The following is a 24592-nucleotide window of genomic DNA, read 5'->3' as shown; positions in this document are numbered from 1 at the left end:
CACCTTCGGGTGTCTTTTTGCTAATATTGACAATTTTGGGAATTCAGGCTATACTGTTTACAAAGTAAACATGGAGAGGTGATAAAAATGCCAACCTTATCAAAACCAATTGCTGTCCGATTTGATGAAGACTTGGTCCAGTTGATTGAAGAAGTTTCTTCTGGACAACATATGACCAAGACAGACTTCATTCGGGAAGCCGTTTTGGAGAAGTTAGAAGATATGTACGATCTTGCCAAGGCAGAAAAAACCTATCAGGAGTGGTCTGAGAGCGGTAAGAAAACCTATAGTCATGAAGAAATGATGAAACGTTATGGCTAAGTATCGTGTGGACTATGCTCCGAGTTTCTTCGAAGATATGGATAAGCTCGATAAGGGAACCAGTCGGCAAATTGCTAGGTGGATTGATAAGCATCTGGTGGATGTGGATTTCCCACGTTCTCCTGGAAAGTATTTGACAGGAAACTTAGCTGGCTATGTCCGCTTTCGTGTTGGAAACTATCGTATCATTGCTGTCGTTGACGAAGGAGAACTGGTTTTGCTCAATCTCCATGTAGGACATCGCTCCGATATTTATAAGAAGTTAAAATGAGAGAAATTCATGCCAGACACCTTCGGGTGTCTTTTGTGTTATACTGGGATTAGAAAAGCGGAGGAGAAATACGATGCACCACGATACTTGGAAGGGAATTATTCTACAGAAACAAGGTCTGTTGAAACCCCACTCTGTTCAGCAAATCTGCCAAAATCTCAATGGTTTGCAGGCTCAGTTTCAGCCCTATGTTCATGTCGGATTTCGTAACCGTATGACAGCAGAGGATTTTCATGAGGGTAGCTGGCAGGAGGAGTTGACACGCCAGTGGTCCATTCGGCGAACGGTCCATGCCTATCTCAAGTCGGAAATTCCCCTCTATATCCACGAGGGGCGGCTGGTCAGCACCGAATACTTAAAGATAGAAGGACGGGACGGTTTTAGTCCTCAGACCAAGCAGAAATATCACCAGCTGATTTTAGAAGCCCTTGAACAAGGTCCCATGACCCGCGAGGAACTCAAGGTCCTTTGCCGTGGGGAAAAGATGACGCAGGAAGAGGAGAAGCTGGTCTTCAACGCCTGGGGCGGCCTCTTTCGCTACATGGTCGAGCGTGGGGAAGTCTATCAAGAGTACGGTGCCAAGCGTTTTTATCGTCTGACAGACTTTCAGCCACTTTCTCGGGAAAAAGCAGAGCTGGAAATCGCTCGACGGTATTTTGCAGGTTTTGGACCTGTCAGCCTAGCTGATGCCCGTTACTATTTCAAAGAAAATAAATCTACGGTCCTAAAATGGATGAAGCAATTAGATCTGAAAACTCTTGACGTAGCAGGGGAAGAACGTTTTTATCTGGGAGAGTTGAAAGAAGCTCAACTGCCTGACTGCCTCTTCGTTGCAGGATTTGACCAACTTTTGCTAGGTTATGAAAAGAAAGCTAATCCCTTTTTTAATCCTAAATACATCCGTAATATCTATACTTTGACGGGTATTGTCAAACCTGTTGTTTTCTACAAGGGACGCTTGGTTGCGACCTGGCGACGAGATAAGGACAGGATTGAACTGGCAATCTTTGAAAATCTGACCAGTCGTGAACAGAAAGAACTGGAATGTTACCGTCAAGTCTACGAGGAACGCTTAAAAACGGAGCATAAATTGTTCGGAAAATCCGAAAATTGCAAATAAATAACTAAATTTTCTGAATATTCCAGAAAAACTATGATATAATACTTAAAATACGTAAGGAAGAGATAGATATGAATAAGTCTTACTTTTATTTGGACATGAGAACTCATGAATTAGATGTACCATTTACAGGAAGAAAACGTCGAGTCCGTGTTTTATTGCCGAAAGGATATGTTGAAAATACAGAAGAGACCTATCCCGTTGTTTATTTCCACGATGGGCAAAATGTACTCTACAGTAAGGAAGCTTTTTCAGGTCATTCATGGAAAGTCATCCCAACTATTAAGCGTAATCCAGACATTGCAAAAATGATCGTAGTGGCTATTGATAATGATGGTGCTGATCGCATGCATGAATACGCTGCTTGGAAGTTTAGTGAGATGGGGATTCCTGGGGTGCAGTTCGGTGGTAAGGGAACCTTGTATGCTGAATTTGTGATGGATGTCGTCAAACCATTTATTGATCAAGAATACCGGACAAAATCTGATAAAGTTCACACTGCAATGATTGGCTCATCCTTGGGAGGCAATATCACCCAGTTTATGGGATTGGCTTATCAGAACCAGATTGGCTGTCTGGGTGTCTTTTCATCTGCCAACTGGCTTCATCAAGATGCTTTCGACCGTTATATTGAACGTCAACAATTAGATTCAGATCAACGTGTCTACATCTATGTTGGGACAGAAGAAGCAGATGATACAGATAAAACGCTCATGGCTGGCAATATCAAACAAGCCTATATTAATTCGTCTTTAAGCTATTATCGTCAGTTGATTGCTGGCGGTGTTGAATTGGACAATATAACCTTAGAAGTTGTTTCGGGAGCTGTTCACAATGAGGAGGCTTGGGCGCTCTATTTGCCAGCTTGCCTACGATTCCTAAGCGAACATTGGTCATAAAACAAAAATATTTAAATAGGAGGCTTTACTATGCACGTTGAATTTTTAAGTCATTGGTCTGGAAATCTTGGCCGAGAAATGAATCTAAATCGTTATGGTCACGCAGGGATTCCTGTTGTTGTCTTTGCCTCATCTGGCGGTTCTTATAATGAATATGCTGATTTTGGGATGATTGAAGCTTGTCGCGGGTCTATTGAAGCTGGTCAGGTCCAATTTTTTACTCTAACCAGCTACGGTAGTGAAAGCTGGTTGGCGGACTGGAAGTCTATTCATGACAAAGCAGAAGCTCACCGCGCCTACGAACGCTATGTGATTGAAGAAGCGATTCCATTTATCAAACATAAAACAGGCTGGTTCGATGGGATGATGACGACTGGTTGCTCTATGGGAGCCTACCATGCCTTAAACTTCTTCCTGCAACATCCGGATGTTTTCACAAAAGTCATCGCCCTTTCAGGCGTCTATGATGCTCGTTTCTTCAACAACAATCAAGATTATGGCAATGACGATGTTGTTTATCAGAACTCACCATCTGACTATATCTGGAACCAAAACGACGGCTGGTTTATTGATAAATACCGTCAAGCAGATATTATCGTTTGTACCGGTTTGGGCGATTGGGAACAAGACGGTCTGGACTCATTCTACAACCTAAAACGTGCCTTTGAAGAGAAAAATATCCCAGCTTGGTTTGATACATGGGGTACAGATGTAGCCCACGACTGGGTGTGGTGGAGAAAGCAAATGCCATTCTTCCTTCATTCTATCGGACTATAAACTAGAAAGGACTACCTATGAATTATCTCGTTATTTCACCTTTTTATCCAGAAAATTTTCAACCATTCACCATTGAATTGGCTAAAAAAGAAGGCGTTACGGTTCTAGGTATCGGGCAAGAACCGTACGATCAATTGCCTGAAGAACTTCGTAATGCCTTAACAGAATACTTCCGTGTTGAGAATCTTGAAAACTTGGATGAAGTCAAGCGTGCAGCAGCCTTTCTTATTTACAAGCATGGTCCAATCGACCGAGTGGAATCACACAATGAGCACTGGTTGGAAAATGATGCCGCACTCCGTGAACAATTTAATATTTTTGGAGCTAAGCCAAGCAATCTTAAAAAGACAAAATTCAAGTCTGAAATGAAGAAATACTTTACAAAAGCAGGTGTTCCTGTTGTGCCAGGTATGGTCGTCAAATCGGAGAAAGACATTGATAAGGCTGTTAAGACAATTGGCTTCCCAATGATTGCCAAGCCTGACAATGGTGTTGGAGCATCAGGTACCTTTAAACTCACAAAGAAAGCTGACTTGGAAACCTTTAAAGAAGCCTGGGATGGTCAAACAGCTTATTTCTTTGAGAAATTTGTCAATTCAAGCATTATTACAACCTATGATGGATTGGTGGACAGCAAGGGAAATGTTGCTTTCGAAACAGGTTTGACCTATGTTCACACTCCGCTGGAACTGATGTTGTCTAGAAAAGACAATGCCTACTTCATTGAGAAGGAGTTGGATCCTCAATTAGTAAAATATGGCCGTGCCATTATCAAAGCTTTTGGTATGAAAGAGCGTTTCTTCCATATTGAATTTTTCAAGGAAGGTGACGATTATATCGCCATTGAATACAACAACCGTATGGCAGGTGGTTTCACAGTTGAAGCCTATAACTACGCCCATTCCATTGATCTTTTCCGTGATTATGCCAATGTTGCAACAGGTGGTACAGTTGAGGAACGTAGATTTGAACCACAATACTGCTTGGTAGCAACTCGTCGTGATACAACAGACTATGTTCACTCTGCAGATGACATTCATCAGAAATTCGCTGGTAAGATTAAAACCGTCAAACGCATGCCAGATGCCTTTGCAGAATTGCAAGGAAATGATGCCTACCTCCTTGTGACAGAGAGCAAGGAAGAGTTGGATGAAATGATTGCCTACATTGGTCTAACAAAATAAAACTAACTGTAAGACGCCAGAAATGGTGTCTTTTCATTTTCTTACAAACCTGTAAGTTTTAATATCATAACTGTAAGGGAGCGAGGTAGTAATATTTTCTATAATAAACTCATAAGTAAACGAAAGAAGGAAATTTTATGTCATTCAAATTTTTACAAGCAAAATACATTTTTGGTAAAACACAAGAAAGTAAACGACAAGAAAAACAGGAAAAACAAGCTGAATTACTATTCGAATTAGAACACGAACTCTTTCAACGTAACTGGATGTACTAGGAGGTTTAAGTGGTGAAATCGTACAATGCATATCAACTGAAACTCGCTATGGCTGGCATAATGGTTTTGGATCATCTGAAAATCATACCAGATTTTATCCCAGACCAACTTAGTATGGTCTTTCACATGGTCACTCGATGCGTCGCAGTCTTCTTTGCCTACATGTTGGTTGAAGGCTATCTTCATACGAGAAATGTCAAAAACTATCTTTTGCGACTATATGGTGCAGCAGGGCTGATGGCCACTGGAAATGTTTTGATAAACAGTCTTTACCAATCAAAAGATATTTACATCGGTAACAATATCTTTTTGACATTAGCTGTTGGTCTAACCATGTTGGTTTGTCTTAGAAATTTTGCTGAACACACTAGAAAGCAACAAATCCTTCAAGTCCTATCGGTTGGACTGTTGACCATCTTAGGTGCCTTTTTAACAGAAGGTGGCTATGTGGTCTTGCCCTTCATCCTCATCACCTATTTAGGTCGTAAGTCACTATTCAAACGCAACTTGTTCTACGGGTTATTTGCCCTATTCTTGCTATTTTTGTCCTATCAGCCTTATGAAAGTATTGAAATGACTGTCCAGATGATGCTCTACAATGCTGACTGGTTATTTATCTTGGTCTTGCCAATTCTAAGTCATTATAATGGACAAGCAGGGCCCCGGACAGCATTTTCACGCTATTTCTTTTACATTTTCTATCCGCTACACTTGTGGCTACTGGCAACCATTGCCTATTTTATCTAACCTTACAAAGCTGTAAGTTTTCAGGTCAGAATTGTAAGAGAAGGTAATTAGAATATTTTCTAAAATAGACTCATAAGAAACAGAAAGAAGGAAATCTCATGTCATTCAAATTTTTACAAGCAAAGAGAATGGAAGAAAAGGCATTCTCAGAAAAAGAGAAAGCTGAACTCATGGAACAAACCTTATTCTTAGAAGAGCTCGCCCATGATTTGCAAACGATGCGATTTATGGCATACTAGAGGGAGGAAACTATGAAAAAGAAAGTATTTGGCATGCTGGCTTTGGGCAGTATAATGCTAACCGCTTGTTCTTCTTCTTCAGCAGGCCTTAGCTTTGATGAGGGCTATCAAACTTTCCATTACAAGGGAAAAGACTATGCCGTTAGCAAACAGGAAGTTGCCAAAGATAGTATTCGAGGAACAGAAGTTAAGTTTATGGAATGGCCTGTTGTCAAAGAAGAGGGGTTAGTGAAAAAAACAGTGTCCTTGAATAATCTCTTTATAACTACTGGCAAGGAAGGGGCCATCGGTGTCCAGGATGGTTATTATAAGGTGGATTTAGAAGATAATATTGCGGAATCAGACCGAATCAACTATCAAGCATTACTTGATACAGTTGATTTATCCAAAGAAAACAATTAGGAGTTTATATGTTATTAGAAATCAATCATTTAGAAAAAGTTTACCGCACGCGCTTTTCAAAAGAGGAAACTCGTGCCTTGCAAGATGTGGATTTTAAGGTAGAAGAGGGCGAGTTTATTGCCATTATGGGTGAAAGTGGTTCTGGTAAGACGACTTTGCTCAACATTCTAGCAACCCTAGACAAGCCGACGAGGGGCTCTGTTATCTTAAACAATCAGGATATTACTAAAATCAAGGAAAGCAAGCTAGCAGATTTCCGTTTGCGTAACCTAGGTTTTGTCTTCCAAGATTTTAATCTCTTGGACACCCTGTCCATCCAAGACAATATCTTTTTACCTCTGGTATTGGCCCGTACCAGCCATGAGGAAATGGAAAAACGTTTGAAAGTTTTGGCACCAAAACTGCGGATTCAAGATTTGCTGAAAAAACGTCCTTTTGAACTATCTGGTGGACAAAAGCAGCGCGTGGCCATTGCCCGTAGTTTGATTACCCAGCCACAAATTGTCCTAGCAGATGAGCCGACGGCTGCCCTAGATTACCGCAATTCGGAAGACTTGCTGAATTTGTTTGAAGACATCAACCTAGATGGACAAACCATTCTCATGGTAACTCACTCAGCCAACGCAGCCAGCCATGCCAAACGGGTTCTCTTTATCAAGGATGGTCGGATTTTCCACCAATTGTACAAGGCAGGTAAGAGCAATCAAGACTTTGCCAAGGAAATTTCGCTCAATATGTCTGCACTTTTAGGGGGTGAGTAGATGTTTTACCTCAAACTTGCTGGGCAAAATATCCGAAAATCCATGGGTGTTTTTGCTCCCTTTGTTTTAGCCAGTCTTGTGCTATTTACTCTGATTTGTTCCATGTTCTTGCTCATGCTAAGTCCAGTTATAAAGACCATGGGCTCTGGTGCCATTTCTATCGGTCTTGGTGTTGTTGTTCTGACCATTTTCTCGGTCATTATGGAGATTTATAGTTTTAATTTCCTGATGAAACAACGGGCGAGAGAATTTGGTCTCTATAACATGCTAGGGATGAACAAGAAAAAAGTAGCCTTGATAGCCAGCCTAGAATTGATGATGATATTCTTACTGGTTGTGGTTCTTGGTTCTGTCTTAGCTGGTGTGTTTGCAAATGTTCTCTACTTGATTTTTGTCAATATAACACATTATAGTGATTTACATTTTGGAATAGATCCTCTGGCCTTTGTCATGACCGCCTTTCTCTTTGCTGGTATCTTCTTTCTCTTGGAATTGCTGGCCATTCGGACCATTGGTAAGACCAGTCCACTGATTTTGTTCCGTGCCAGCGAGAAGGGGGAGAAGGAGCCAAAAGGCAATGTCCTTCTGGCTGCCCTTGGTGTAGTGGGACTGGGTGTTGGATACTACCTATCACTTTCATCGAAAGCAGCAGGGTTAGTTGTCATCTATCGTTTCTTCATCGCAGTGCTCTTTGTCATTGCGGGTACCTATCTGTTCTACATCAGTTTTATGACTTGGTATTTGAAGGCTCGTCGGAAAAACAAACGGTATTTCTATACGCCAGAGCATTTCATTACGACTTCGCAGATGATTTTCCGGATGAAGCAGCACGCAACGGGTTTGGCCAATATTACGCTACTTGCGGTCATGGCCTTTGTGACCATTGCGACCACAACCTCCCTTTATACAGGTATGAGCAGTATGACAGGTGCACTATATCCCAAGGAAACATCTATTACCTATAAAGTTTCTGATAGAAGTCAAGGTGAAGCTGCCTATCAGCAATCGGTGCTCAGCCATTTTCCAGAAAAAGCTAATGACAGTCTTTCCTACCTGACCTATCAAGCTGGTCTAGTCTATGATGGTGGCGAAGAGATTGTCATTAGCCCAGAAACCATTTCCAATCCAGATTTTAGCAAAATGGCCTTTACTTACTTCATTACTCAAGATGATTTCAGAAAATTGGGGAATGACCTGCCAGAGCTTGTTGCCAATCAAGTGGTCTTTATGCGTCCGAGTGAAAAGCCATCGCTTAAGAAGCTTGTTTTGGGCGAGCAAACCTTTGAGAATGTAGCCAATCTTGACCAGGCTATTTTCCCAGACAACTACAATACGCTAAATGCCGCCGTTATGGTAGTCAGTGATGACACTGTGTTGGATGCTGTTCGTGAGTATTACGAGTCCAATAATCCGCAAGGGTATACAGTCAGTCTGGACTACCGTGTCTTTACCGACTTGACTGATGAAGAGGTTGCTTCGATTGGTGAGCAAGCTGGGGACTCTTATAATATCAACGATGCAAACGGAGAATTCCTAGGATATGCTATGCAAAAATCAGATTTCAACAATTTACAGATGGGCTTTACAGGCGGTTTCCTCTTTACAGGCTTCTTGTTGGGCATTAGTTTCCTACTTGGTGCAGCCTTGATTATCTACTACAAACAGTACTCGGAAGGGCATGAGGACAAGAAATCCTATAAGATTCTACAAGAAGTGGGCATGAGTGCAGCAGCGGTCAAAAAGACCATTAACTCCCAAACACTTACGGTCTTCTTTATGCCTTTGGTCATGGCGACCCTACACTTTGTCATCGCCCTTGTCATGCTCAAGCAAATGCTACTGAGTTTTGGTGTTACCTCATCACTAATGATTTATACGGTCAGTGGAATTACTTTGCTTGCAGTTGCCCTGATTTACTTTGTCATTTACAAGTGGACCAGCCGAACCTATTATCGCATTATTGAACGGTAGAAGAAGTCTCGCTTATGCGGGATTTCTTGTTTTTTTTAAGTAATGGTGTTACAATGGTAATACCAAAGGAATACTAGAAGAGGTGAGAAAATGGCAGCTATTACTTTAAAGGTTTCTGAGCAGGACAAGCTCTTTATGCAGGCTATGGCAAAGTTTGAAGGCGTGAGTTTGTCAGAACTCATTCGGACTAAAACCCTTGAAGCCCTTGAAGACGAGTATGATGCGCGTGTGGCAGACATAGCCTGGGCAGAATACCAAGAAGACTTGGCGAATGGAATTGAGCCGATAACACTAGAACAAATGGCTGAGGAGTTGGGCATTGAGTTATAAGGTTATTTTGTCTGCTAAGGCCCAAAAGCAAATTCGAAAGATGGATAAAACTGCTGCAAGTTTGATTTTGCGGTATCTTTACAAGCATATTGACGGGTGCGACAACCCCAGACAATACGGAAAAGCCTTGACAGCAAATCGTTCTGGCCAATGGCGGTACCGTATCGGAAATTACAGGGTGATCGTCAGTATTGAAGATGATAAATTGATTGTAACTGCCCTTGAAGTCGGGCATCGAAAAGAAGTATATAAATAAAAAGCCAAGACCAGTGTCCTGGCTTTTACAGAATGAAAATGATGAAAAAAGAAAAGATTTATATTGTTGAAGATGATGAGATGATCGTCCAACTCTTAAAGCAGCATTTGGGCAAATCTTATCAGGTAGAAAGTGTGCAGAATTTCCGAGCTGTCAGTCAGGAAGTGGCGGAAATCAAACCAGACTTGGTGCTGATGGACATTAGCCTGCCCTATTACAACGGTTTTTATTGGACAACGGAAATCCGTAAAACCATGACCATGCCCATTATCTTTATCTCCTCTAGCGATGACGAGATGAATGCGGTCATGGCTATGAACATGGGAGGCGATGATTTTGTGTCCAAGCCTTTTTCACTGGGGATTTTGGATGCCAAAATCGGTGCCTTCCTGCGTCGAGTCAATCAATTCAGCAAAACAACTGACTTGTCGATCGACCAGTTCCAGCTTAGTTTGGATGGGCGTTTTTCAAGCGAATCGGAACAGGTTCAATTGTCTCCTACAGAAACCAAGATTTTATCCACCTTACTAGAACGACAAGGGCAGATTGTCAGTAAGGATGAACTCTTGGAAAAACTCTGGGAGAATGAAGAATTTATCGACCAGAATACGCTCAATGTCAACATGACTCGTCTGCGTAAGAAGGTGAGTGAAGTGGGATTCGACCGTATTCATACTGTTCGTGGCGTGGGGTACCTGGTCAAATGATAGCAAAATTTATCCGAGAATACCGTAGTTTTTATTTCGCCTATCTGGTCTTGGCTGGTAGTTTTATCTTGCTCTTTTTACTTTACAAACTGCCCTCCGAATTCCTGCAAAACGCTCTGCTATTGTCCCTAACCCTCTTAATCCTTCTGACTGTGGGACTTTTCTGGAAGTTTCGCAACCGCATGAGAGCCTTGGAGGACTATGTTCATGAAGAAGCTCTGCCCCTGCTTAATAAGCCTGTGGACCTTGCCTATCTCAACTTGATTGAAGCGGAGAAGGAGGCGACGCGGGAGCAGCTCTTGGATTATAAGTCACGGGAAGAGGACCTGCAAGCTATGGTAAAAATGTGGTCCCACCAGATGAAAGTGCCTCTGGCTGCCCTGTCTTTGATGAGCCAGACTGATAATCTCAACCAGCAGGATGTCAATCACCAGCTCTTACGCTTGGACAATTATATGGCAAATCTCCTCAACTATCTCAAACTGACCAACCATGCCAGTGATTTTCGTTTTGAGCAGGTGGAAGTAAGAGAAGTGGTGGTCGATTTGGTCAAAAAATACCGCAATCAGTTCTTGCAAAAAGACATTTCAGTGACTATCGATGGAAATTGGTTACTGAAAACCGACAGAAAGTGGCTTAGTTTTGCCCTGTCACAGATCATCGACAACGCCCTCAAGTACAATAAGACTGGTGGTAAGGTGGCCATTGAATTGAATGAGGGAATTTCCATTTCCGATACGGGAATTGGGATTCTGGCAGAAGATCTTCCACGCCTATTTGATGAGGGATTTACAGGTTTTAATGGCCGTGAACACCAAAAAGCGACAGGATTTGGATTGTATCTGACCAAGCGGGTCTTGAATCAGTTGGAACTAGCTATTTCCGTGGAAAGTCAATTGGAAGTTGGTACAACTGTAAGCATTACTAAAGTACAGTGAAAGCTGTGCTTTTTTCATTTTGAAAGCGTTTTGAAATTATGCTATACTAGAATAACTGATAAAGTCATTTAGTTTGCTTTTAGTACTAGGCAACGAGCTGCAGGCAGTACTGGAGTACGGCAAAGCGAGTTAACGACGTAATAAAAGATAAACTAAACGACGATTAGGAGGTTACTATGTCCCATCATCACATCTTGCAAAATGGATCAGATATTCGTGGCATTGCCATTGCTACAGACGAATATGCTGTCAATCTCACTCCACAAGCCACCAAGGAAGTGGTTCGCGGACTTATTCATTGGCTAACTCAGAAGCCAGAACTGGCGCAGGCCTATCAAAAAGGCCAATTGACCATCGGTATCGGTCGAGACAGCCGCCTCAGCGGTCCAGATTTGGTCACAGCCTTTACAGAAGAAGCCGTTCGTCTGGGGGTTCAGCTGATTGACTTTGGCATGGCCACCACGCCAGCTCTCTTCATGAGCACCCAGTATCCTCAGTTCAAGTGCCACGCTGGTGTCATGATCACTGCCAGCCACCTGCCTTATTACTTCAACGGTATTAAGATTTTTTCGGAAAATGGCGGAGCAGAGCACGAAGATATTGACTTCATCCTCTCGCATAGTGAAGACTTGCCAGCTTCTTCCCTTGGAAGTGTCACCAGTGCAGACCTGATTACGCCTTATGCCCAAGACTTGGTTGGTAAAATTCGTACCGCCTGTGGTGGACAAGAAAAACCACTGACAGGTCTTAATATTATCGTCGATGCTGGAAACGGTGCAGGCGGATTTTTTGCTGAGAAAGTTTTGGCAGAATTGGGAGCAGATACCACAGGCTCACAATTCCTAGACCCAGACGGAACCTTCCCAAACCATGTTCCAAACCCAGACAACAAGGAAGCTATGGAAAGCATTCGCCAGGCCGTCCTGAAGCAAGGCGCAGACCTTGGTATTATCTTTGATACCGACGTTGACCGTGCCGCCCTGGTCACCAAGTCAGGAGAAATTCTCAATCGTAACAACCTGATTGCCGTTCTCAGTCAGATTGTCCTAGCTGAACATCCAGGAACCAGCATTGTGACCAATTCCCCAACAACTGAGCATCTTAAAGTCTTTATAGAAAGCCTGGGTGGCAAACAAATTCGCTATATTTCAGGCTATCGCAATGTGATTAACCGTGCTATTTTAGCAAATCAAGAGGGAGTTGATTGCCAGTTGGCTATCGAAACCTCAGGACACGCTGCCTTTAAGGAAAATTACTTCCTTGATGACGGAACTTATGTGGCGGCTAAGATCCTCATGCTCTTACCAAAACTGCAAGCGGAAGGCAAGTCCTTGGACGACTTGATTGCCCAGCTTAAACAACCGCTGGAAACCCAAGAAGTGCGTTTCAAACTAGAAGCGGCAGACTATCGAGCACTGGGTGAACAGGTCATTGCTGACCTCCGCCAAACCAGCCTCGAAGGCTTTGCTTTTAACCCAGAGAACGAAGAAGGAGTGCGGTTTGACCTGACTGAGCCTTATGGTGACGGCTGGCTCTTGCTCCGTATGAGTCTCCACGAGCCACTATTGGTCTTGCAGGTGGAGAATGACCAGACTGGCTATATTCCTGCCGTTTTACAAACACTCTCAACCTTTTTGGAACAGTACCCAGCAGTCAATCAGGACAAATTGAAAGAATTGATTTAGATTGAGTAGAAAAAGGAGTAAGTTTGAGCTTACTCCTTTATTAATTTACATAATTAAATTTACGCAACATCACAACTGATCCAGAGCATTTTTCTGCTCATCGTTGACGATATGGGTATAGAGGTCGGTTACCTGGGTATTGGCGTGGCCCAGCTGATGACTGACCAGAACTTGCGACTTGGTGGCGTCGTAGAGTCGTGTTGCCAGCGTGTGACGGAGTTTGTGGGGTGTCACACGTATCTTGAAGTCCGCAGAATATTTGGCAACCATTTTTTCGATAGAAGAAGCGTCGATACGATTGGGCAGACCACGGTATTCAGACAAGAAGAAGGCTGTATCCGTTTTTTCAGCCTTGTAGCGTTGTTGACGGATGCTCATATAGGCTTCCAGATAGGGCTTAGCAAAACCAGCTACATTGACCAAGTCCCGTTTACCACCTTTACGGGTTACTTCGATAATCATCATATTGAGGTTTACATCTCTAAGATCCAAATTCACTGCTTCTGACAGACGGACGCCAGAAGCCAAGAGAAGTGCCAGAATCGCCAAATCCCGCTCCTTATTTTTCTGGAAGGATGAGAGGGCACGTTTGGATAACTTTACCTGATATTCTTTATCGACATAGTCCAAGAACTCCATCGTTTCATCGCCCAAAAAGAGCTTTTGCTTGATGTTCTCCGCCCGCGCTGCCAAAGTTTCCTTCTTCTTCTTGGTGGACACCTTCTTCATGACATTGCGGTAGAAGTAGGGCTCGCCCTGCTCATTTTCCACTTCTTCGGTTAAATACTTGAAGAGGCTAGAAAGGGCCGACAGGGTACGATTAATGGTGGTCTGCGACACACCATTCTGCGTAGTATTGGCGTTCAGCAAGGGACGCTCCCGCAGATAAAGAATAAAAGCCTCCATATCTTTCTTGGTCAGATGTTCCAGAACATCCAGCGGAATGTCAGCAATTCGTTCGACAGCTACCAAATCTGAATCCTGTAGCCACTCAAAAAATCGACGGTATTCTTTCAAGTATTCGTACAAGGTTGTAAAACTGTAGGGCACAGACAACTTGGACTGATAATATTCCAAAACATACCAAGGCATGACTTCCTTCAGCTGATCAATTTTTTCCAATAATAACTCGCGTCTCATCATTTTCTCCTGATTTTAGCTATATGAGTAGTATAGCATAATCTTATATAAGTTTCAAGAAAATTATAGTTTTTCGGAAAGATGTATGTAGGAAAGTTAAATAAATCCCCTGATAAAAATAAAGAATTTATTTAACTGTATATGATTGATAGTTCTGAATTCATAATGGAGCTTATTTTTATTTTCATATCGTTTTCGAGATTATTGTAGCTTGCTTTTATTGTATTTAGAACATAATATGAACCTTTTTTCAGTTTAGCTTGACAAGCTATGTATATCAATGTTGTCCAAATCTCAATTTTTATTTTTTCAGATACGTTGTATTCTGTTACTAATTCAAATAGTTCGCTAATTAATAAATTTTGTTCTTCTGAATCTAAATGAATATCCTCTCTATCTTTTAACATCTCACAATACAAGCTGACATATTCTTCAAAAGTTGGTAATACTTCTTCCTCACAAAACTGATTAATAATAATGCTAGATGATAAAATTTTTCTAAACGCCTTTTCAAAGTATGCATCTTCAGCTTCAGAAATTTTTTGCATTATTGTGCTCCAAAATAAATCTAAGGACATATTGCCGGAATTGTTTACAAAGTCTATAGCTAAAAAAATATCATTGTTCACTTGGTTTTCTTTAAGAAAGGAATTTTCTATGATGAGTTTTTTAAGCTCCTCAACACTATCATATCGCTGTTTATAGTCTAGATTTGTCGCTTTGTTTATTATGAATTTTAAATCTTCATCAGGATTGATTTTTAATTCCTCAAATGTATATTGAATTAAGCGTCCCAAACTGAATATATCGGAACGAATATCATCTGTAATCTTCCCGCTCGATAATTCTGGAGCAATAAAATAAGCCTCTCCCCCTATTCCTTCAGAAGTTAAGTCCGATTTGCTTAATAGTTCTTTACTTAGTCCAAAATCTGAAATTACTACATTTTCTCCTGTTTCGTCAATTAAAACATTTTGAGGTTTGATGTCTCTATGTATAATACTATTTTCATGAATAAATTTAATCCCGTTACAGATTTCGTGGATGATGTCTATAGGAAAAATGCCGTTTTGCTTAATTGAATTTAAATATTTTTTGTAATCATATTTGAAATAGGGCATGGTGTATTTAAAGTTTTGGCGATCAATGTCTTTTATGCTTACTATATTTTTATGCTTCAATTTTGAGATGAGTTCAATCTCTTGGATGAATCGCTTTTTCGATTTAGGATCCTTATTGTAAAGTCTTTTTTCGACTACCAAATCAGATATTCTATATACTTGGCTAAATCCCCCTTTCCCAATAAATTCTTGCTTATATTTACTTATCCGTTGCTTTTCTTCTCTAGAAAATCTGTTATTATTTTTTAACATCTTATTCCTCCGAAGTTAAAAAATGGAATTGAGGAATACTACCGTACTTACCTTTCAAGTATTCTTTTAGGATATCTTTATCAAAACGAACCTTATATTGTTCTAAAGAATAAAGACCGGATTCACCTTCATTTTTATCTACAAACCAGATTTGATCGCGTCTTAATAAAGATAAATCAAGCAATCGATCTTCGTGAGTCGTGACAATTAATTGTATTGATTTATTTTCTAATGATCTTTTTATGAATTCAAAAGTTAAATTAGGGTGAAAACTCCTGTCAATTTCATCTATAACAAAAACTTTTTTATCTATGGTGTTTAAAACGCCATAGATATCAATCAATCTCCTAGTTCCATCAGATTCAGCTCTAAGTGCAAACTTAGCTGTTGTACCATCGTGAATAAAATATAGACGTTCTATGATAATATTGTGCGATTCATCTACAGAAAAGAAGTAAATATTCTCATTTGTTCGGACTAAACTAGCAATTTCACTTGAATTTGACTTCTCATTTTCTTCAATAACTCGTTCTATAATAGAGTCTAGAACTCTGTTATCTGGAATATCATCAATATCAGTTTTTCCGATTTTTTCTTTCTCGATTTTACTAATGCCTGTACCAAATGAGTGTAAAAATTCAGCTAGTTTTTTTGTGTCTTCTTGTCGTAAAAAAACATCCTCGCTTTGACTGACACGTCCCTCGGCTGGAACGATTTCCAAGGTATGCAAAAACCAATTATATACTTCATAAATGTCCAATGAGTAGTCCACTTTTCTTTCAGAAGAGTTAATATATTTCAAGAATAAAGAATCTGATTTATTTGAATCGGATATATATATATTAAATCTTGATAAATCCTCTTCTTTAATATTCCAATTTTGGATTGGAATATGCGTGATGTCGAAATCCATTGAATAGTCTAGATTAAAGATTTCTAAATCTCTACCATCCTCATGTTTGTATAACCATTCTTCTTTCAAATTAGAATTTATTAAATTTATTGAAAAACCATATGTGTATACTTTATCATTGCAAAAAAAGTCAAACTCAAATTTTGTATCCTTAAATTTAAAATTTTCGTCTGCTTTAAAGTAACTATCTTTTAATAGGTTTAGCCGTAATTTATTTTTATTTGATAAAATAAAAGTTCTTGCAAATGTTAGAGCACTTATAAAGTTTGATTTCCCGGCAGCATTAGCTCCATAAATAGCAGAAAAATTTAATAATAATATATTTTCTGCTATTTCTCTAGTATAATGTTTATGACTTTTTACCTTACTAGCTATCATAGAAAAATCAGCTAGCTCTTTATATGATAAAAAATTCTCAAATCTAAAATTGATTAACATAAAACTCTCCTTTTAGGTGATATTTTCACTTAATTCTATCATTTTTAAAATAAATAGTAAAGTAAAGCTAGCATTTAACAAGATATTTAATTTAAAACATCTTGTTAAATGCTAGCTTTACACAAATAGAAGGTGAAGGTTTGATGAGGATCAAATTTTATGATGTAATTAACTAGGACATTTGACTTGAACTCAAGCAATCAATATACCATACATAACGAGTACACTAATGATACTAAATAGCGAACCAATTAAATAGTATTCAGCAAAGGCTTGGCTTTTGGATATTTTATCATAGCGCGCGATGGACTTTGCTGTAAATACCAGTCCGATAGCTGTGTATTGGCCTAGAAGCAGAAAAATTCCCATTATGAGGCGCTCCAATTGACCAATCAAGGCTCCTGCACCTGTCACAGTCTGCTCTTCTTCTCCTTCCGCCACCTGATATTTGCTAAAGTAGAGTTTGAAAAGAATATTGACGGGCTTGCTGATCAGAAGGATAAAAAGGATTTGCAGGAGGAGATAATTTGATTCAATCCAGAGTGAATGTGAAGCGACATTGACACCGATGGAGTGATAAAGAATGATGATTGAGATGATATGTAGCAATTGATCCGCTAGGAATGCTCCGGCTTCCCAGGAGTCCTTTATCCAATGGTGTTTGTTGAGAAAATATTTGACATAGTCAATCGCAAGATGACTCAGCCAAACTTGAAAAAATAAATCTCCGTTTTGAACGGGGGTCAGTAAGGCTAGAATAAGAAGAGGGATAGCAACAATGAAAAGGTGCATGAAAAGAGCTTTCAACTGAAGCTTTTTAGCATCTGCCAGTGCTTGACTTTGGAAGGTGAAATCACTTAAAAAGTGGGCAATAAGCAAGGCGGTTAAAACTGGATGTTGAATAAGATAGCTAGAAATAAATGAAAATGACATGCTTTATCCTTCTTTCTGACTGAGCTGGAGAATCAAATTCATGGCAGTTTGGCGATTACGCAGGTAGAGTTTGATTCCGCTGGATTTCAAACGTTTGGTAAAGGCGCTTTGACTGAGTTTCATTTTCTCAGCAATTGGCTTTTGTGTGAAATCTTCTTGATAGATTTTTTGGGAGATTAAGGTTTCAAACAGATCCGTTTGCGAACGATTCCAAGCAGCTTTGATGAAATCGCTAGAAGTTAGCAAGGGGTTGATCACACGATCGATTTGCTTGTATTCAGATGAAAAGGCAATTTTGCTGGTACCATAGTCATGGTTGTCGTGGATGAAGTCAATAGCCTTGCGTGCTTCCCAATAAGCTGGACCATCTGCTCCAATACTTAGCTTGGGATCGATAGCTGTTAGAATCTCACCTAAACCAATTCCAAATCGAATTTCCACCTCATCACGAAAGGCTAATTGGATTTGGTCAATCATCAAAAAAATATAAGGGTTAGGCTTGCATAAGGCTTGAAATTCATCTCCCTTTGTAATGGTAAAAGGCGATGCGAAGTCCTGAGCGAAGGAATGATTGATTCTATTCAGCTGTTGTTTTAGCCGCTCTTGGATACTAGAGCGGTTGGAAGTCTGTTTTGAATTGACAATATCTCCTATTATTGCGATATAATTCATAACTTGTCCTCTGTTTTCTGTTATATTTCCATTATAACGGACAACATAAAGATTGTCCACTAAAAAGGACATTTTTGATTATTTCCATTATAACGGAAAGTGTTTGAATTCAAAAAGCATTTTTCTGCTTTGCTACTTCTATTTTATATTGCTGTATCTTACTTCTTCGAATAAAAAGCCAAAAAGAAGAGATTATTTTCTCTTCTTTTTGGCTTTCTTGATTTTATTGGCTTGGCGTTTCATGGCTTGTTTCATAGCAAACTCGCCGATTCTACCTTTCAAACCGCCTCCAAACATTTGGGACATGTCTGGCATACCAGCCCCTCCCATCAGTTGGCTCATATCAGGCATGCCTGCACCGCCCATCATATCTTCAAGAGCAGACATATCCATACCGTTCATGTTTGGCATGTTTTTAGGTAGATTATTTGGGTTGATTCCCATTTGTTTCATCATTTTGTTCATGTCGCCTGACATGACACCCTGCATCATGGTTTTCGCTTGGTTGAAATCCTTGATAAATTTATTGACTTCGACAAAGCTATTTCCAGAACCGTTAGCAATACGACGACGACGGCTCGGTGTCAATAATTCAGGATTTTCACGTTCGGCTGGTGTCATAGAAGATACGATAGCTCGTTTTCGTGCAATTTCACGCTCGTCAACTTTCAAGTTGGCAAGGGCTGGGTTACCAGCCATACCTGGAATCATCTTCAGCAGGTCTTCCATTGGTCCCATATTCTGAACTTGGTCCAATTGATTGATGAAATCGTTGAAATCAAAGGTATTCTCACGCATTTTTTCAGCGAGTTCCAATGATTTCTTCTCATCATATTCTTTGCTGGCTTTTTCAATCAAGGTCAGCATGTCACCCATGCCCAGAATACGCGAGGACATACGGTCTGGGTGGAAGGTTTCGATGTCGGTGATTTTTTCACCAGTACCGGTAAATTTGATTGGCTGACCAGTAATGTGACGGACAGACAAGGCTGCACCACCACGTGTATCGCCGTCAATCTTGGTCAAAATCACACCAGTAATAGCCAGTTGATCATTGAACTCACGCGCAACGTTGGCAGCTTCCTGACCAATCATGGCATCGACGACTAAGAGGATTTCATTTGGCTGAGCAAACTCTTTGATTTCTCTCAATTCGGCCATAAGGGCTTGGTCAATCTGCAAACGACCGGCCGTATCAATCAAGACATAGTCATTGTGATTGGCTTTAGCTTGCTCCAAACCTTGACGAACGATTTCAAGTGCTGGAACCTGGTTTCCCAATTCAAAAACAGGTACATCAATTTGTTGACCAAGGGTCTTCAACTGGTCAATGGCAGCTGGACGATAAATATCAGCAGCAATCAAGAGTGGACGGGCATTCTCTTCCTGCTTGAGTTTGTTGGCCAACTTACCAGTGAAGGTCGTTTTACCAGCACCCTGCAAACCAGCCATCATAATGATAGTTGGAATTTTTGGTGATTTGATAATTTCTGAAGTTTCAGAACCCAATACAGCCGTCAATTCTTCATCAACGATTTTGATGATTTGTTGAGCAGGGTTCAGAGTATCAATGACTTCATGACCGATAGCACGTTCACGTACTTTCTTGATAAAGTCTTTGACAACTGGAAGGGCAACGTCGGCTTCTAGTAAGGCTAGACGGATTTCCTTGGTTGCTTCCTGAATATCACTCTCAGAAATTTTTCCCTTACGACGCAGATTTTTAAACACATTCTGCAAACGTTCTGTTAAGCTTTCAAAAGCCATATACTTCTCCTCTTATTCTCTATTATCAATACTGGTTAGAATAGCGATTTTTTCCTTCAAATAAGCATCTTCTGGATACTTATTCAGTATTTCATCGAAAATCTGGCTACGCACTACATAGTCAGAATACATATGTAGCTTCATCTCGTAGTCTTCCAGTAATTTTTCTGTTCGTTTAATGTTATCATAGACCGCCTGACGGCTGACTTGAAATTCTTCAGCAATCTCAGCCAAACTGTAATCATCGGCATAATAGAGCTCAATGTAGTTCATTTGCTTGTCTGTTAGCAAGGCTGCGTAGAATTCAAATAAGGCATTCATTCGGTTGGTTTTTTCAATTTCCATAAACTTTATTATATCAAAAATTCCATATTTTATAAATAAGAAAATCCGTCATCACTAGAAAGATTACGGATTTTAAAATGTTTTACAATGTTTTACAATGTTTTACATAATTATTTTTATGTCAACTGTTTTCTAAATAGAATTCGAAACGTTCTCCAACGTACTGACTATTTACAAATTCAAATGCTTGACCATCCTCGAGATAAGATACCTGTTTTAGTGCGAGAATAGCCTGGTTTTTAGAAATTTGTAAATATTGAGCCACTTTTTCATTGGCTAAACGAGCAAAAATGGTTTGTTTGCTCGTTCCAATTCGATAACCATTGTCTATAAGTGTTTTAAAGAAATGGTTGGTAACATCTTCTTTGGGGACATTTTTTATCAAGCGTTCAGGAATGCTGGCAACCTCATACACGACAGGAACATTATCTGCATAGCGGACCCGCTCCATTCGAATAACATACTCGCCACGGGATAAACCTAATTGTTCAACTTCTTTCTCATTAGGTTTGGTTCGTGTATAGGATAATAATTTGCTGCTTGGCGTCTTTCCTTGGAGTTGTACTAATTCAGTAAAGGAAGTCGTGCCTCGCATCTTTTCTTGAACCCGTGTACTGGCGACATAAGTACCGGAACCAATCTTGCGTTGTAGCACCCCTTCCTCCACTAAAAGTGTGATTCCTTGACGGAGTGTCATACGAGAAACACCAAATTCATCTGCTAAATCGCGTTCACTTGGTAAACGTTGACCAATTTTCCAGATTCCGTTATCGATTTGTTCCTTAATTTTATCGTGAATTGTGATATATGCTGCTTTCATTTATCTAGCCTTTCTCTTCTTTCTAGTTTACCAAAAATAAAGGCGTTTGGCTAATTCAGGCTACACTCCATTGGTAAAATTCTCCTAGGCAAACAATGAAGTCAGATTGCCTAAAATAAAGTTAGTAAAAACAATAAAAATACGAACACTAATATTTTTATTATCATTCATAGTTTGCAAAACAGATATTTAACAAATAAAATTTGGAAAATGTTCGCTTTTATGTTAAAATAACTACTAGTATTTGAATTTTTTTCAAAACGAAAGGGAAAAACATGACAAAACAAGATGTCCAAAAAATTATTGTATTGGATTATGGTAGCCAGTACAACCAACTTATTTCACGTCGAATTCGTGAATTTGGTGTCTTTTCAGAATTGAAAAACCATAAAATTACAGCTGAGGAAGTCCGTGCCATCAATCCAATTGGTATCGTTCTTTCAGGTGGACCAAATTCTGTGTACGCAGAAAATGCCTTTGATATTGATCCAGAAATCTTCGAATTAGGTATTCCAATTCTGGGAATCTGCTACGGTATGCAGTTAATTACCCATAAATTGGGAGGTAAGGTTGTTCCTGCTGGTGAGGCTGGAAATCGTGAATATGGTCAATCAAATCTTCAACTGAAGACTGAATCAGCGCTTTTTGCTGGAACACCAGAAGAACAGCTTGTACTCATGAGCCACGGGGATGCTGTAACTGAAATTCCTGCTGATTTCCACTTGGTTGGTCTGTCTGCTGACTGTCCTTTTGCTGCTATTGAAAATACTGAACGCCGTATCTACGGTATCCAATTCCATCCAGAAGTCCGTCATTCGGTTTATGGAAATGATATTTTGAAAAACTTCGCATTTGGTATCTGTGGTGCTAAGGGCGACTGGACAATGGAAAACTTCATCGAAACAGAAATTGAAAAAATCCGCCAAACAGTCGGTGACAAGAAAGTCTTGCTCGGTTTGTCAGGCGGTGTGGATTCGTCAGTTGTTGGTGTCCTGCTTCAACGTGCTATCGGTGATCAATTGACTTGTATCTTTGTTGACCACGGTCTTCTTCGTAAGAATGAAGGTGATCAAGTTATGGAGATGTTGGGTGGCAAATTCGGCCTCAATATTATTCGCGTTGATGCTGCTAAGCGTTTCTTGGATTTACTTGCTGGCGTATCTGACCCTGAGAAGAAACGTAAAATCATCGGTAATGAATTTGTTTACGTATTTGACGATGAAGCGAGCAAGTTGACTGATGTTGAATTCCTAGCGCAAGGAACACTTTATACCGATATTATCGAGTCAGGAACGGATACTGCAGAGACAATCAAATCTCACCACAACGTTGGTGGTCTGCCAGAAGATATGCAGTTCAAGTTGATTGAACCGCTCAATACTCTCTTTAAGGATGAAGTTCGCGCCCTCGGTACTGCTCTTGGTATGCCAGATGAGGTCGTGTGGCGCCAACCATTCCCAGGACCAGGTCTTGCCATTCGTGTCATGGGTGAAATCACTGAGGAAAAACTTCAAACCGTTCGCGAATCTGACGCTATCTTGCGTGAGGAAATTGCAAAAGCGGGTCTTGAACGCGATGTGTGGCAATATTTCACGGTTAATACTGGCGTTCGCTCTGTAGGTGTCATGGGAGATGGTCGTACCTACGACTACACCATCGCCATCCGTGCTATCACTTCTGTTGATGGAATGACAGCTGACTTTGCCAAACTACCATGGGATGTTCTTCAAAAAATCTCTGTCCGCATCGTAAACGAAGTAGACCACGTCAACCGCATCGTCTATGATATCACAAGTAAACCACCAGCAACAGTTGAGTGGGAATAATATATAAGAGTAACTTTAGCTAAGAATCCTTGATTTAGCAGCATTTTATCTATTGTAAAAAGTGTTAAAATGAGATAAATACTTTTGGATTGTCTCCAAAGTGTCTCCAAAAAAAAGAAGTCCTAAATCAAATTAGGGCTTCTTTTATTATATTTGTGATTCCTCGCTATTCTTCTACTATATTCTTCGTACCTAACACATCTAAAGCTGGGTATGACTTTTCAGGCATATCACGTGTGATTAGCGGGCTATCTCCAAAAGAAACATACTTTGAGTCATAGATATCACCAATATTAAATGTTGAGCCTTCAATTACTAATGTCCTTGTTTCATTGCCTACTTTTAATTGTTTCGAATAGAAAAAGTCCACTTCATATTTTACAAAAATAGGTAATTGAATCTCTTCATTGACTATTGAATTTCCAGTATCATCAGTCTCAACTTTTGCTCAGTAACACGTTTACGATATATTCTATAGTTCGAATCTCCCTGTAAACTAGATAGGGGATTTTTAATATTTTCAAGGACTGGAACATAAATAGGGTTTTCACTAGTACTTGGCTCATTTGACCAATCTATAATTGCTGTATCCACTATATCTAAAAATGATTGGAAATAAGAATCATATGCTTCTTTATCAATCTTTTTAGCCTTTTCAATGATTTCCTTATTTGACATATCTTTAATATCTGAAAAAGTTAGTGAATCCTTAATTCTTGGACCATATGAAACTTGATCTGGATCTGAGATTCCATCATGTGATTCATAAGTTAACAAATGATAGTATGTTGCTTTACCATTTTTTATAACATATAGACCAGTTATTGTTTCATCTTTAGCTATATTATCAGCCTCAAACCAAATACGCTCAGTATCTTCATTAGCTAATTCAATAAATCCTACTGGTTTTACTTCCTCTGCACTCTGTACATTTTCGTTTGCGTTTTGTGTCTGAGAAGAGTTTGATTGATTAGATGAACAAGCAGTTAAAGCCACACTTGTAACTAATATTCCACAAGCGAAAATGAGAAAACTTCTTTTTTTCATGGTATACTCCTGAATGTTATTATTGGAAATCATTCTTTCCAAACTTCATTTTAACATATTGTGGATATAATCACAATATTAAATTGTACACATTCTATTTATAATTGTAATTGGAAGGAGTTGATTACAATTATAAGTTTTGACCCACTTTGGAAAACGATGCAAACTAAAAACATTTCTCAATATCAACTCCTAAAATCTGGTATTGATAATAAAACATTGGATAGCTTAAAGAAAAATAAGAATATTACATTACTAACGTTAGAAAAATTGTGCATCATTTTAGATTGTAAACCAAACGACATAATAGAATTTATTCCAGAGATATAAAAACGATTCCTACTACTAGAATAAGTAAGAATCGTTTTTTTTATAGCTAAGTTTCTATTATTTATCTGAATAAAATGATGGTTGCTCCTTTAAACAAGGCCGTCG

The 24592-nt window shown here is 39.7% G+C and carries 28 protein-coding genes; 19 read left to right on the top strand and 9 right to left on the bottom strand.

Translation table 11 applies throughout. The annotated features are described in order from the left end of the window. Nucleotides 1-87: 87 nt before the first annotated feature. The 17 genes from relB (ODU45_RS00410) to ODU45_RS00330 all read left to right on the top strand — a co-directional run bounded on the left by relB (ODU45_RS00410) (nt 88) and on the right by ODU45_RS00330 (nt 12883). A complete protein-coding gene (gene relB, locus ODU45_RS00410) occupies nt 88-321 on the top strand; it encodes a type II toxin-antitoxin system RelB family antitoxin (protein WP_398580534.1) in 234 nt (77 codons plus the stop codon). Continuing rightward, entirely contained in the window at nt 314-592 is a 279-nt protein-coding gene (locus tag ODU45_RS00405; RefSeq protein WP_024392155.1) for a type II toxin-antitoxin system RelE/ParE family toxin, read from the top strand. The genes relB (ODU45_RS00410) and ODU45_RS00405 overlap by 8 nt, the downstream gene beginning before the upstream one ends. 73 nt (nt 593-665) lie before the next feature. Then, nucleotides 666-1712, top strand: a complete 1047-nt coding sequence (locus tag ODU45_RS00400; protein ID WP_398580533.1) for a DNA glycosylase AlkZ-like family protein — start codon at nt 666-668, stop codon at nt 1710-1712. 71 nt (nt 1713-1783) lie between these two features. Then, nucleotides 1784-2611, top strand: coding sequence for an alpha/beta hydrolase (locus tag ODU45_RS00395; protein WP_398580532.1), 828 nt, complete (start codon nt 1784-1786; stop codon nt 2609-2611). Nucleotides 2612-2641: 30 nt separating this feature from the next. Continuing rightward, on the top strand, nt 2642-3388 hold the full coding sequence (locus ODU45_RS00390; protein ID WP_398580531.1) for an esterase family protein: 747 nt from the start codon (nt 2642-2644) through the stop codon (nt 3386-3388). Between the two features lie 17 nt (nt 3389-3405). After that, nucleotides 3406-4572, top strand: coding sequence for an acetyl-CoA carboxylase biotin carboxylase subunit family protein (locus ODU45_RS00385; RefSeq protein ID WP_398580530.1), 1167 nt, complete (start codon nt 3406-3408; stop codon nt 4570-4572). A gap of 137 nt (nt 4573-4709) precedes the next feature. Continuing rightward, a complete protein-coding gene (locus tag ODU45_RS00380; protein WP_398580529.1) occupies nt 4710-4847 on the top strand; it encodes a hypothetical protein in 138 nt (45 codons plus the stop codon). 9 nt (nt 4848-4856) lie between these two features. Beyond that, the gene (locus ODU45_RS00375; RefSeq protein WP_238138936.1) at nt 4857-5594 is read left to right on the top strand and encodes a TraX family protein; all 738 of its coding nucleotides are present in this window, start codon (nt 4857-4859) and stop codon (nt 5592-5594) included. 98 nt (nt 5595-5692) lie between these two features. Beyond that, nucleotides 5693-5833, top strand: a complete 141-nt coding sequence (locus ODU45_RS00370; protein ID WP_398580528.1) for a hypothetical protein — start codon at nt 5693-5695, stop codon at nt 5831-5833. Between the two features lie 12 nt (nt 5834-5845). Continuing rightward, complete coding sequence (locus tag ODU45_RS00365) at nt 5846-6235, top strand: NisI/SpaI family lantibiotic immunity lipoprotein (protein ID WP_398580527.1); 390 nt, start codon at nt 5846-5848, stop codon at nt 6233-6235. Nucleotides 6236-6243: 8 nt separating this feature from the next. Further along, nucleotides 6244-6996 (top strand): ABC transporter ATP-binding protein, encoded by a 753-nt coding sequence (locus tag ODU45_RS00360; RefSeq protein ID WP_024407069.1) that lies wholly within the window; start codon nt 6244-6246, stop codon nt 6994-6996. Continuing rightward, on the top strand, nt 6997-8967 hold the full coding sequence (locus ODU45_RS00355) for an ABC transporter permease (RefSeq protein WP_398580526.1): 1971 nt from the start codon (nt 6997-6999) through the stop codon (nt 8965-8967). 90 nt (nt 8968-9057) lie between these two features. Then, entirely contained in the window at nt 9058-9297 is a 240-nt protein-coding gene (relB, locus tag ODU45_RS00350) for a type II toxin-antitoxin system RelB family antitoxin (protein WP_015646833.1), read from the top strand. After that, nucleotides 9287-9553, top strand: coding sequence for a type II toxin-antitoxin system RelE/ParE family toxin (locus ODU45_RS00345; RefSeq protein WP_044670408.1), 267 nt, complete (start codon nt 9287-9289; stop codon nt 9551-9553). Before relB (ODU45_RS00350) ends, ODU45_RS00345 begins: the two co-directional genes overlap by 11 nt. Nucleotides 9554-9591: 38 nt before the next feature. Next, complete coding sequence (locus tag ODU45_RS00340) at nt 9592-10260, top strand: response regulator transcription factor (protein WP_032510531.1); 669 nt, start codon at nt 9592-9594, stop codon at nt 10258-10260. Further along, nucleotides 10257-11198 (top strand): sensor histidine kinase, encoded by a 942-nt coding sequence (locus tag ODU45_RS00335; protein ID WP_398580525.1) that lies wholly within the window; start codon nt 10257-10259, stop codon nt 11196-11198. Before ODU45_RS00340 ends, ODU45_RS00335 begins: the two co-directional genes overlap by 4 nt. A 176-nt stretch (nt 11199-11374) precedes the next feature. Further along, nucleotides 11375-12883 (top strand): phosphomannomutase/phosphoglucomutase, encoded by a 1509-nt coding sequence (locus ODU45_RS00330; RefSeq protein ID WP_105178811.1) that lies wholly within the window; start codon nt 11375-11377, stop codon nt 12881-12883. 69 nt (nt 12884-12952) lie between these two features. Here ODU45_RS00330 and xerS read toward each other — a convergent pair whose 3' ends face one another. The 8 genes from xerS to ODU45_RS00290 form a co-directional block, all read right to left on the bottom strand. Continuing rightward, nucleotides 12953-14023: a tyrosine recombinase XerS gene (gene xerS / locus ODU45_RS00325; RefSeq protein WP_105178812.1), complete on the bottom strand. Its 1071-nt coding sequence runs from the start codon at nt 14021-14023 to the stop codon at nt 12953-12955. 131 nt (nt 14024-14154) lie between these two features. After that, nucleotides 14155-15396 carry a serine/threonine-protein kinase gene (locus ODU45_RS00320; protein ID WP_398580524.1) on the bottom strand — a complete coding sequence of 414 codons (1242 nt, stop codon included), beginning with the start codon at nt 15394-15396 and terminating at the stop codon, nt 14155-14157. A 1-nt stretch (nt 15397) separates the two neighbouring features. Continuing rightward, on the bottom strand, nt 15398-16747 hold the full coding sequence (locus tag ODU45_RS00315; RefSeq protein WP_024417210.1) for an ATP/GTP-binding protein: 1350 nt from the start codon (nt 16745-16747) through the stop codon (nt 15398-15400). Nucleotides 16748-16939: 192 nt separating this feature from the next. Further along, complete coding sequence (locus ODU45_RS00310; protein ID WP_398580523.1) at nt 16940-17680, bottom strand: DUF3307 domain-containing protein; 741 nt, start codon at nt 17678-17680, stop codon at nt 16940-16942. A 3-nt stretch (nt 17681-17683) separates the two neighbouring features. Continuing rightward, on the bottom strand, nt 17684-18352 hold the full coding sequence (locus ODU45_RS00305) for a SatD family protein (RefSeq protein WP_024407060.1): 669 nt from the start codon (nt 18350-18352) through the stop codon (nt 17684-17686). A gap of 192 nt (nt 18353-18544) precedes the next feature. Then, nucleotides 18545-20119 (bottom strand): signal recognition particle protein, encoded by a 1575-nt coding sequence (gene ffh / locus ODU45_RS00300; RefSeq protein ID WP_398580522.1) that lies wholly within the window; start codon nt 20117-20119, stop codon nt 18545-18547. A 12-nt stretch (nt 20120-20131) separates the two neighbouring features. Beyond that, complete coding sequence (locus ODU45_RS00295) at nt 20132-20464, bottom strand: putative DNA-binding protein (protein ID WP_002935001.1); 333 nt, start codon at nt 20462-20464, stop codon at nt 20132-20134. Between the two features lie 121 nt (nt 20465-20585). Next, on the bottom strand, nt 20586-21284 hold the full coding sequence (locus ODU45_RS00290) for a GntR family transcriptional regulator (protein WP_172115228.1): 699 nt from the start codon (nt 21282-21284) through the stop codon (nt 20586-20588). Between the two features lie 275 nt (nt 21285-21559). Here ODU45_RS00290 and guaA point away from each other — a divergent pair, with 275 nt between their 5' ends. Then, nucleotides 21560-23110 (top strand): glutamine-hydrolyzing GMP synthase, encoded by a 1551-nt coding sequence (guaA, locus tag ODU45_RS00285; protein WP_105178815.1) that lies wholly within the window; start codon nt 21560-21562, stop codon nt 23108-23110. A gap of 411 nt (nt 23111-23521) precedes the next feature. Here the strand turns inward: guaA and ODU45_RS00280 are convergent, their stop codons facing one another. Beyond that, on the bottom strand, nt 23522-24157 hold the full coding sequence (locus ODU45_RS00280; protein WP_398580521.1) for a hypothetical protein: 636 nt from the start codon (nt 24155-24157) through the stop codon (nt 23522-23524). 159 nt (nt 24158-24316) lie between these two features. Here ODU45_RS00280 and ODU45_RS00275 point away from each other — a divergent pair, with 159 nt between their 5' ends. After that, on the top strand, nt 24317-24487 hold the full coding sequence (locus ODU45_RS00275; RefSeq protein WP_105256203.1) for a helix-turn-helix transcriptional regulator: 171 nt from the start codon (nt 24317-24319) through the stop codon (nt 24485-24487). Nucleotides 24488-24592: the final 105 nt, after the last annotated feature.

It is taken from the genome of Streptococcus sp. 2022WUSS135, from assembly GCF_044427045.1.
GTDB lineage: Bacteria > Bacillota > Bacilli > Lactobacillales > Streptococcaceae > Streptococcus > Streptococcus hashimotonensis.
This window is presented reverse-complemented; position numbering and strand designations above follow the sequence as displayed.

Bases quoted from the DNA above. Each gene is read 5' to 3' on its own strand.
- ODU45_RS00290 (WP_172115228.1), bottom strand. From the start codon at position 21,284: ATGAAAGCAGCATATATCACAATTCACGATAAAATTAAGGAACAAATC.
- ODU45_RS00340 (WP_032510531.1), top strand. From the start codon at position 9,592: ATGATGAAAAAAGAAAAGATTTATATTGTTGAAGATGATGAGATGATC.
- ODU45_RS00405 (WP_024392155.1), top strand. From the start codon at position 314: ATGGCTAAGTATCGTGTGGACTATGCTCCGAGTTTCTTCGAAGATATG.
- ODU45_RS00355 (WP_398580526.1), top strand. From the start codon at position 6,997: ATGTTTTACCTCAAACTTGCTGGGCAAAATATCCGAAAATCCATGGGT.
- ODU45_RS00335 (WP_398580525.1), top strand. From the start codon at position 10,257: ATGATAGCAAAATTTATCCGAGAATACCGTAGTTTTTATTTCGCCTAT.
- ODU45_RS00310 (WP_398580523.1), bottom strand. From the start codon at position 17,680: ATGTCATTTTCATTTATTTCTAGCTATCTTATTCAACATCCAGTTTTA.
- ODU45_RS00360 (WP_024407069.1), top strand. From the start codon at position 6,244: ATGTTATTAGAAATCAATCATTTAGAAAAAGTTTACCGCACGCGCTTT.
- ODU45_RS00365 (WP_398580527.1), top strand. From the start codon at position 5,846: ATGAAAAAGAAAGTATTTGGCATGCTGGCTTTGGGCAGTATAATGCTA.
- ODU45_RS00295 (WP_002935001.1), bottom strand. From the start codon at position 20,464: ATGGAAATTGAAAAAACCAACCGAATGAATGCCTTATTTGAATTCTAC.
- ODU45_RS00395 (WP_398580532.1), top strand. From the start codon at position 1,784: ATGAATAAGTCTTACTTTTATTTGGACATGAGAACTCATGAATTAGAT.
- ODU45_RS00315 (WP_024417210.1), bottom strand. From the start codon at position 16,747: ATGTTAATCAATTTTAGATTTGAGAATTTTTTATCATATAAAGAGCTA.
- ODU45_RS00305 (WP_024407060.1), bottom strand. From the start codon at position 18,352: ATGAATTATATCGCAATAATAGGAGATATTGTCAATTCAAAACAGACT.
- xerS (WP_105178812.1), bottom strand. From the start codon at position 14,023: ATGAGACGCGAGTTATTATTGGAAAAAATTGATCAGCTGAAGGAAGTC.
- relB (WP_398580534.1), top strand. From the start codon at position 88: ATGCCAACCTTATCAAAACCAATTGCTGTCCGATTTGATGAAGACTTG.
- guaA (WP_105178815.1), top strand. From the start codon at position 21,560: ATGACAAAACAAGATGTCCAAAAAATTATTGTATTGGATTATGGTAGC.
- relB (WP_015646833.1), top strand. From the start codon at position 9,058: ATGGCAGCTATTACTTTAAAGGTTTCTGAGCAGGACAAGCTCTTTATG.
- ODU45_RS00370 (WP_398580528.1), top strand. From the start codon at position 5,693: ATGTCATTCAAATTTTTACAAGCAAAGAGAATGGAAGAAAAGGCATTC.
- ODU45_RS00390 (WP_398580531.1), top strand. From the start codon at position 2,642: ATGCACGTTGAATTTTTAAGTCATTGGTCTGGAAATCTTGGCCGAGAA.
- ODU45_RS00275 (WP_105256203.1), top strand. From the start codon at position 24,317: ATGCAAACTAAAAACATTTCTCAATATCAACTCCTAAAATCTGGTATT.
- ODU45_RS00400 (WP_398580533.1), top strand. From the start codon at position 666: ATGCACCACGATACTTGGAAGGGAATTATTCTACAGAAACAAGGTCTG.
- ODU45_RS00330 (WP_105178811.1), top strand. From the start codon at position 11,375: ATGTCCCATCATCACATCTTGCAAAATGGATCAGATATTCGTGGCATT.
- ODU45_RS00380 (WP_398580529.1), top strand. From the start codon at position 4,710: ATGTCATTCAAATTTTTACAAGCAAAATACATTTTTGGTAAAACACAA.
- ODU45_RS00320 (WP_398580524.1), bottom strand. From the start codon at position 15,396: ATGTTAAAAAATAATAACAGATTTTCTAGAGAAGAAAAGCAACGGATA.
- ODU45_RS00385 (WP_398580530.1), top strand. From the start codon at position 3,406: ATGAATTATCTCGTTATTTCACCTTTTTATCCAGAAAATTTTCAACCA.
- ffh (WP_398580522.1), bottom strand. From the start codon at position 20,119: ATGGCTTTTGAAAGCTTAACAGAACGTTTGCAGAATGTGTTTAAAAAT.
- ODU45_RS00280 (WP_398580521.1), bottom strand. From the start codon at position 24,157: ATGAAAAAAAGAAGTTTTCTCATTTTCGCTTGTGGAATATTAGTTACA.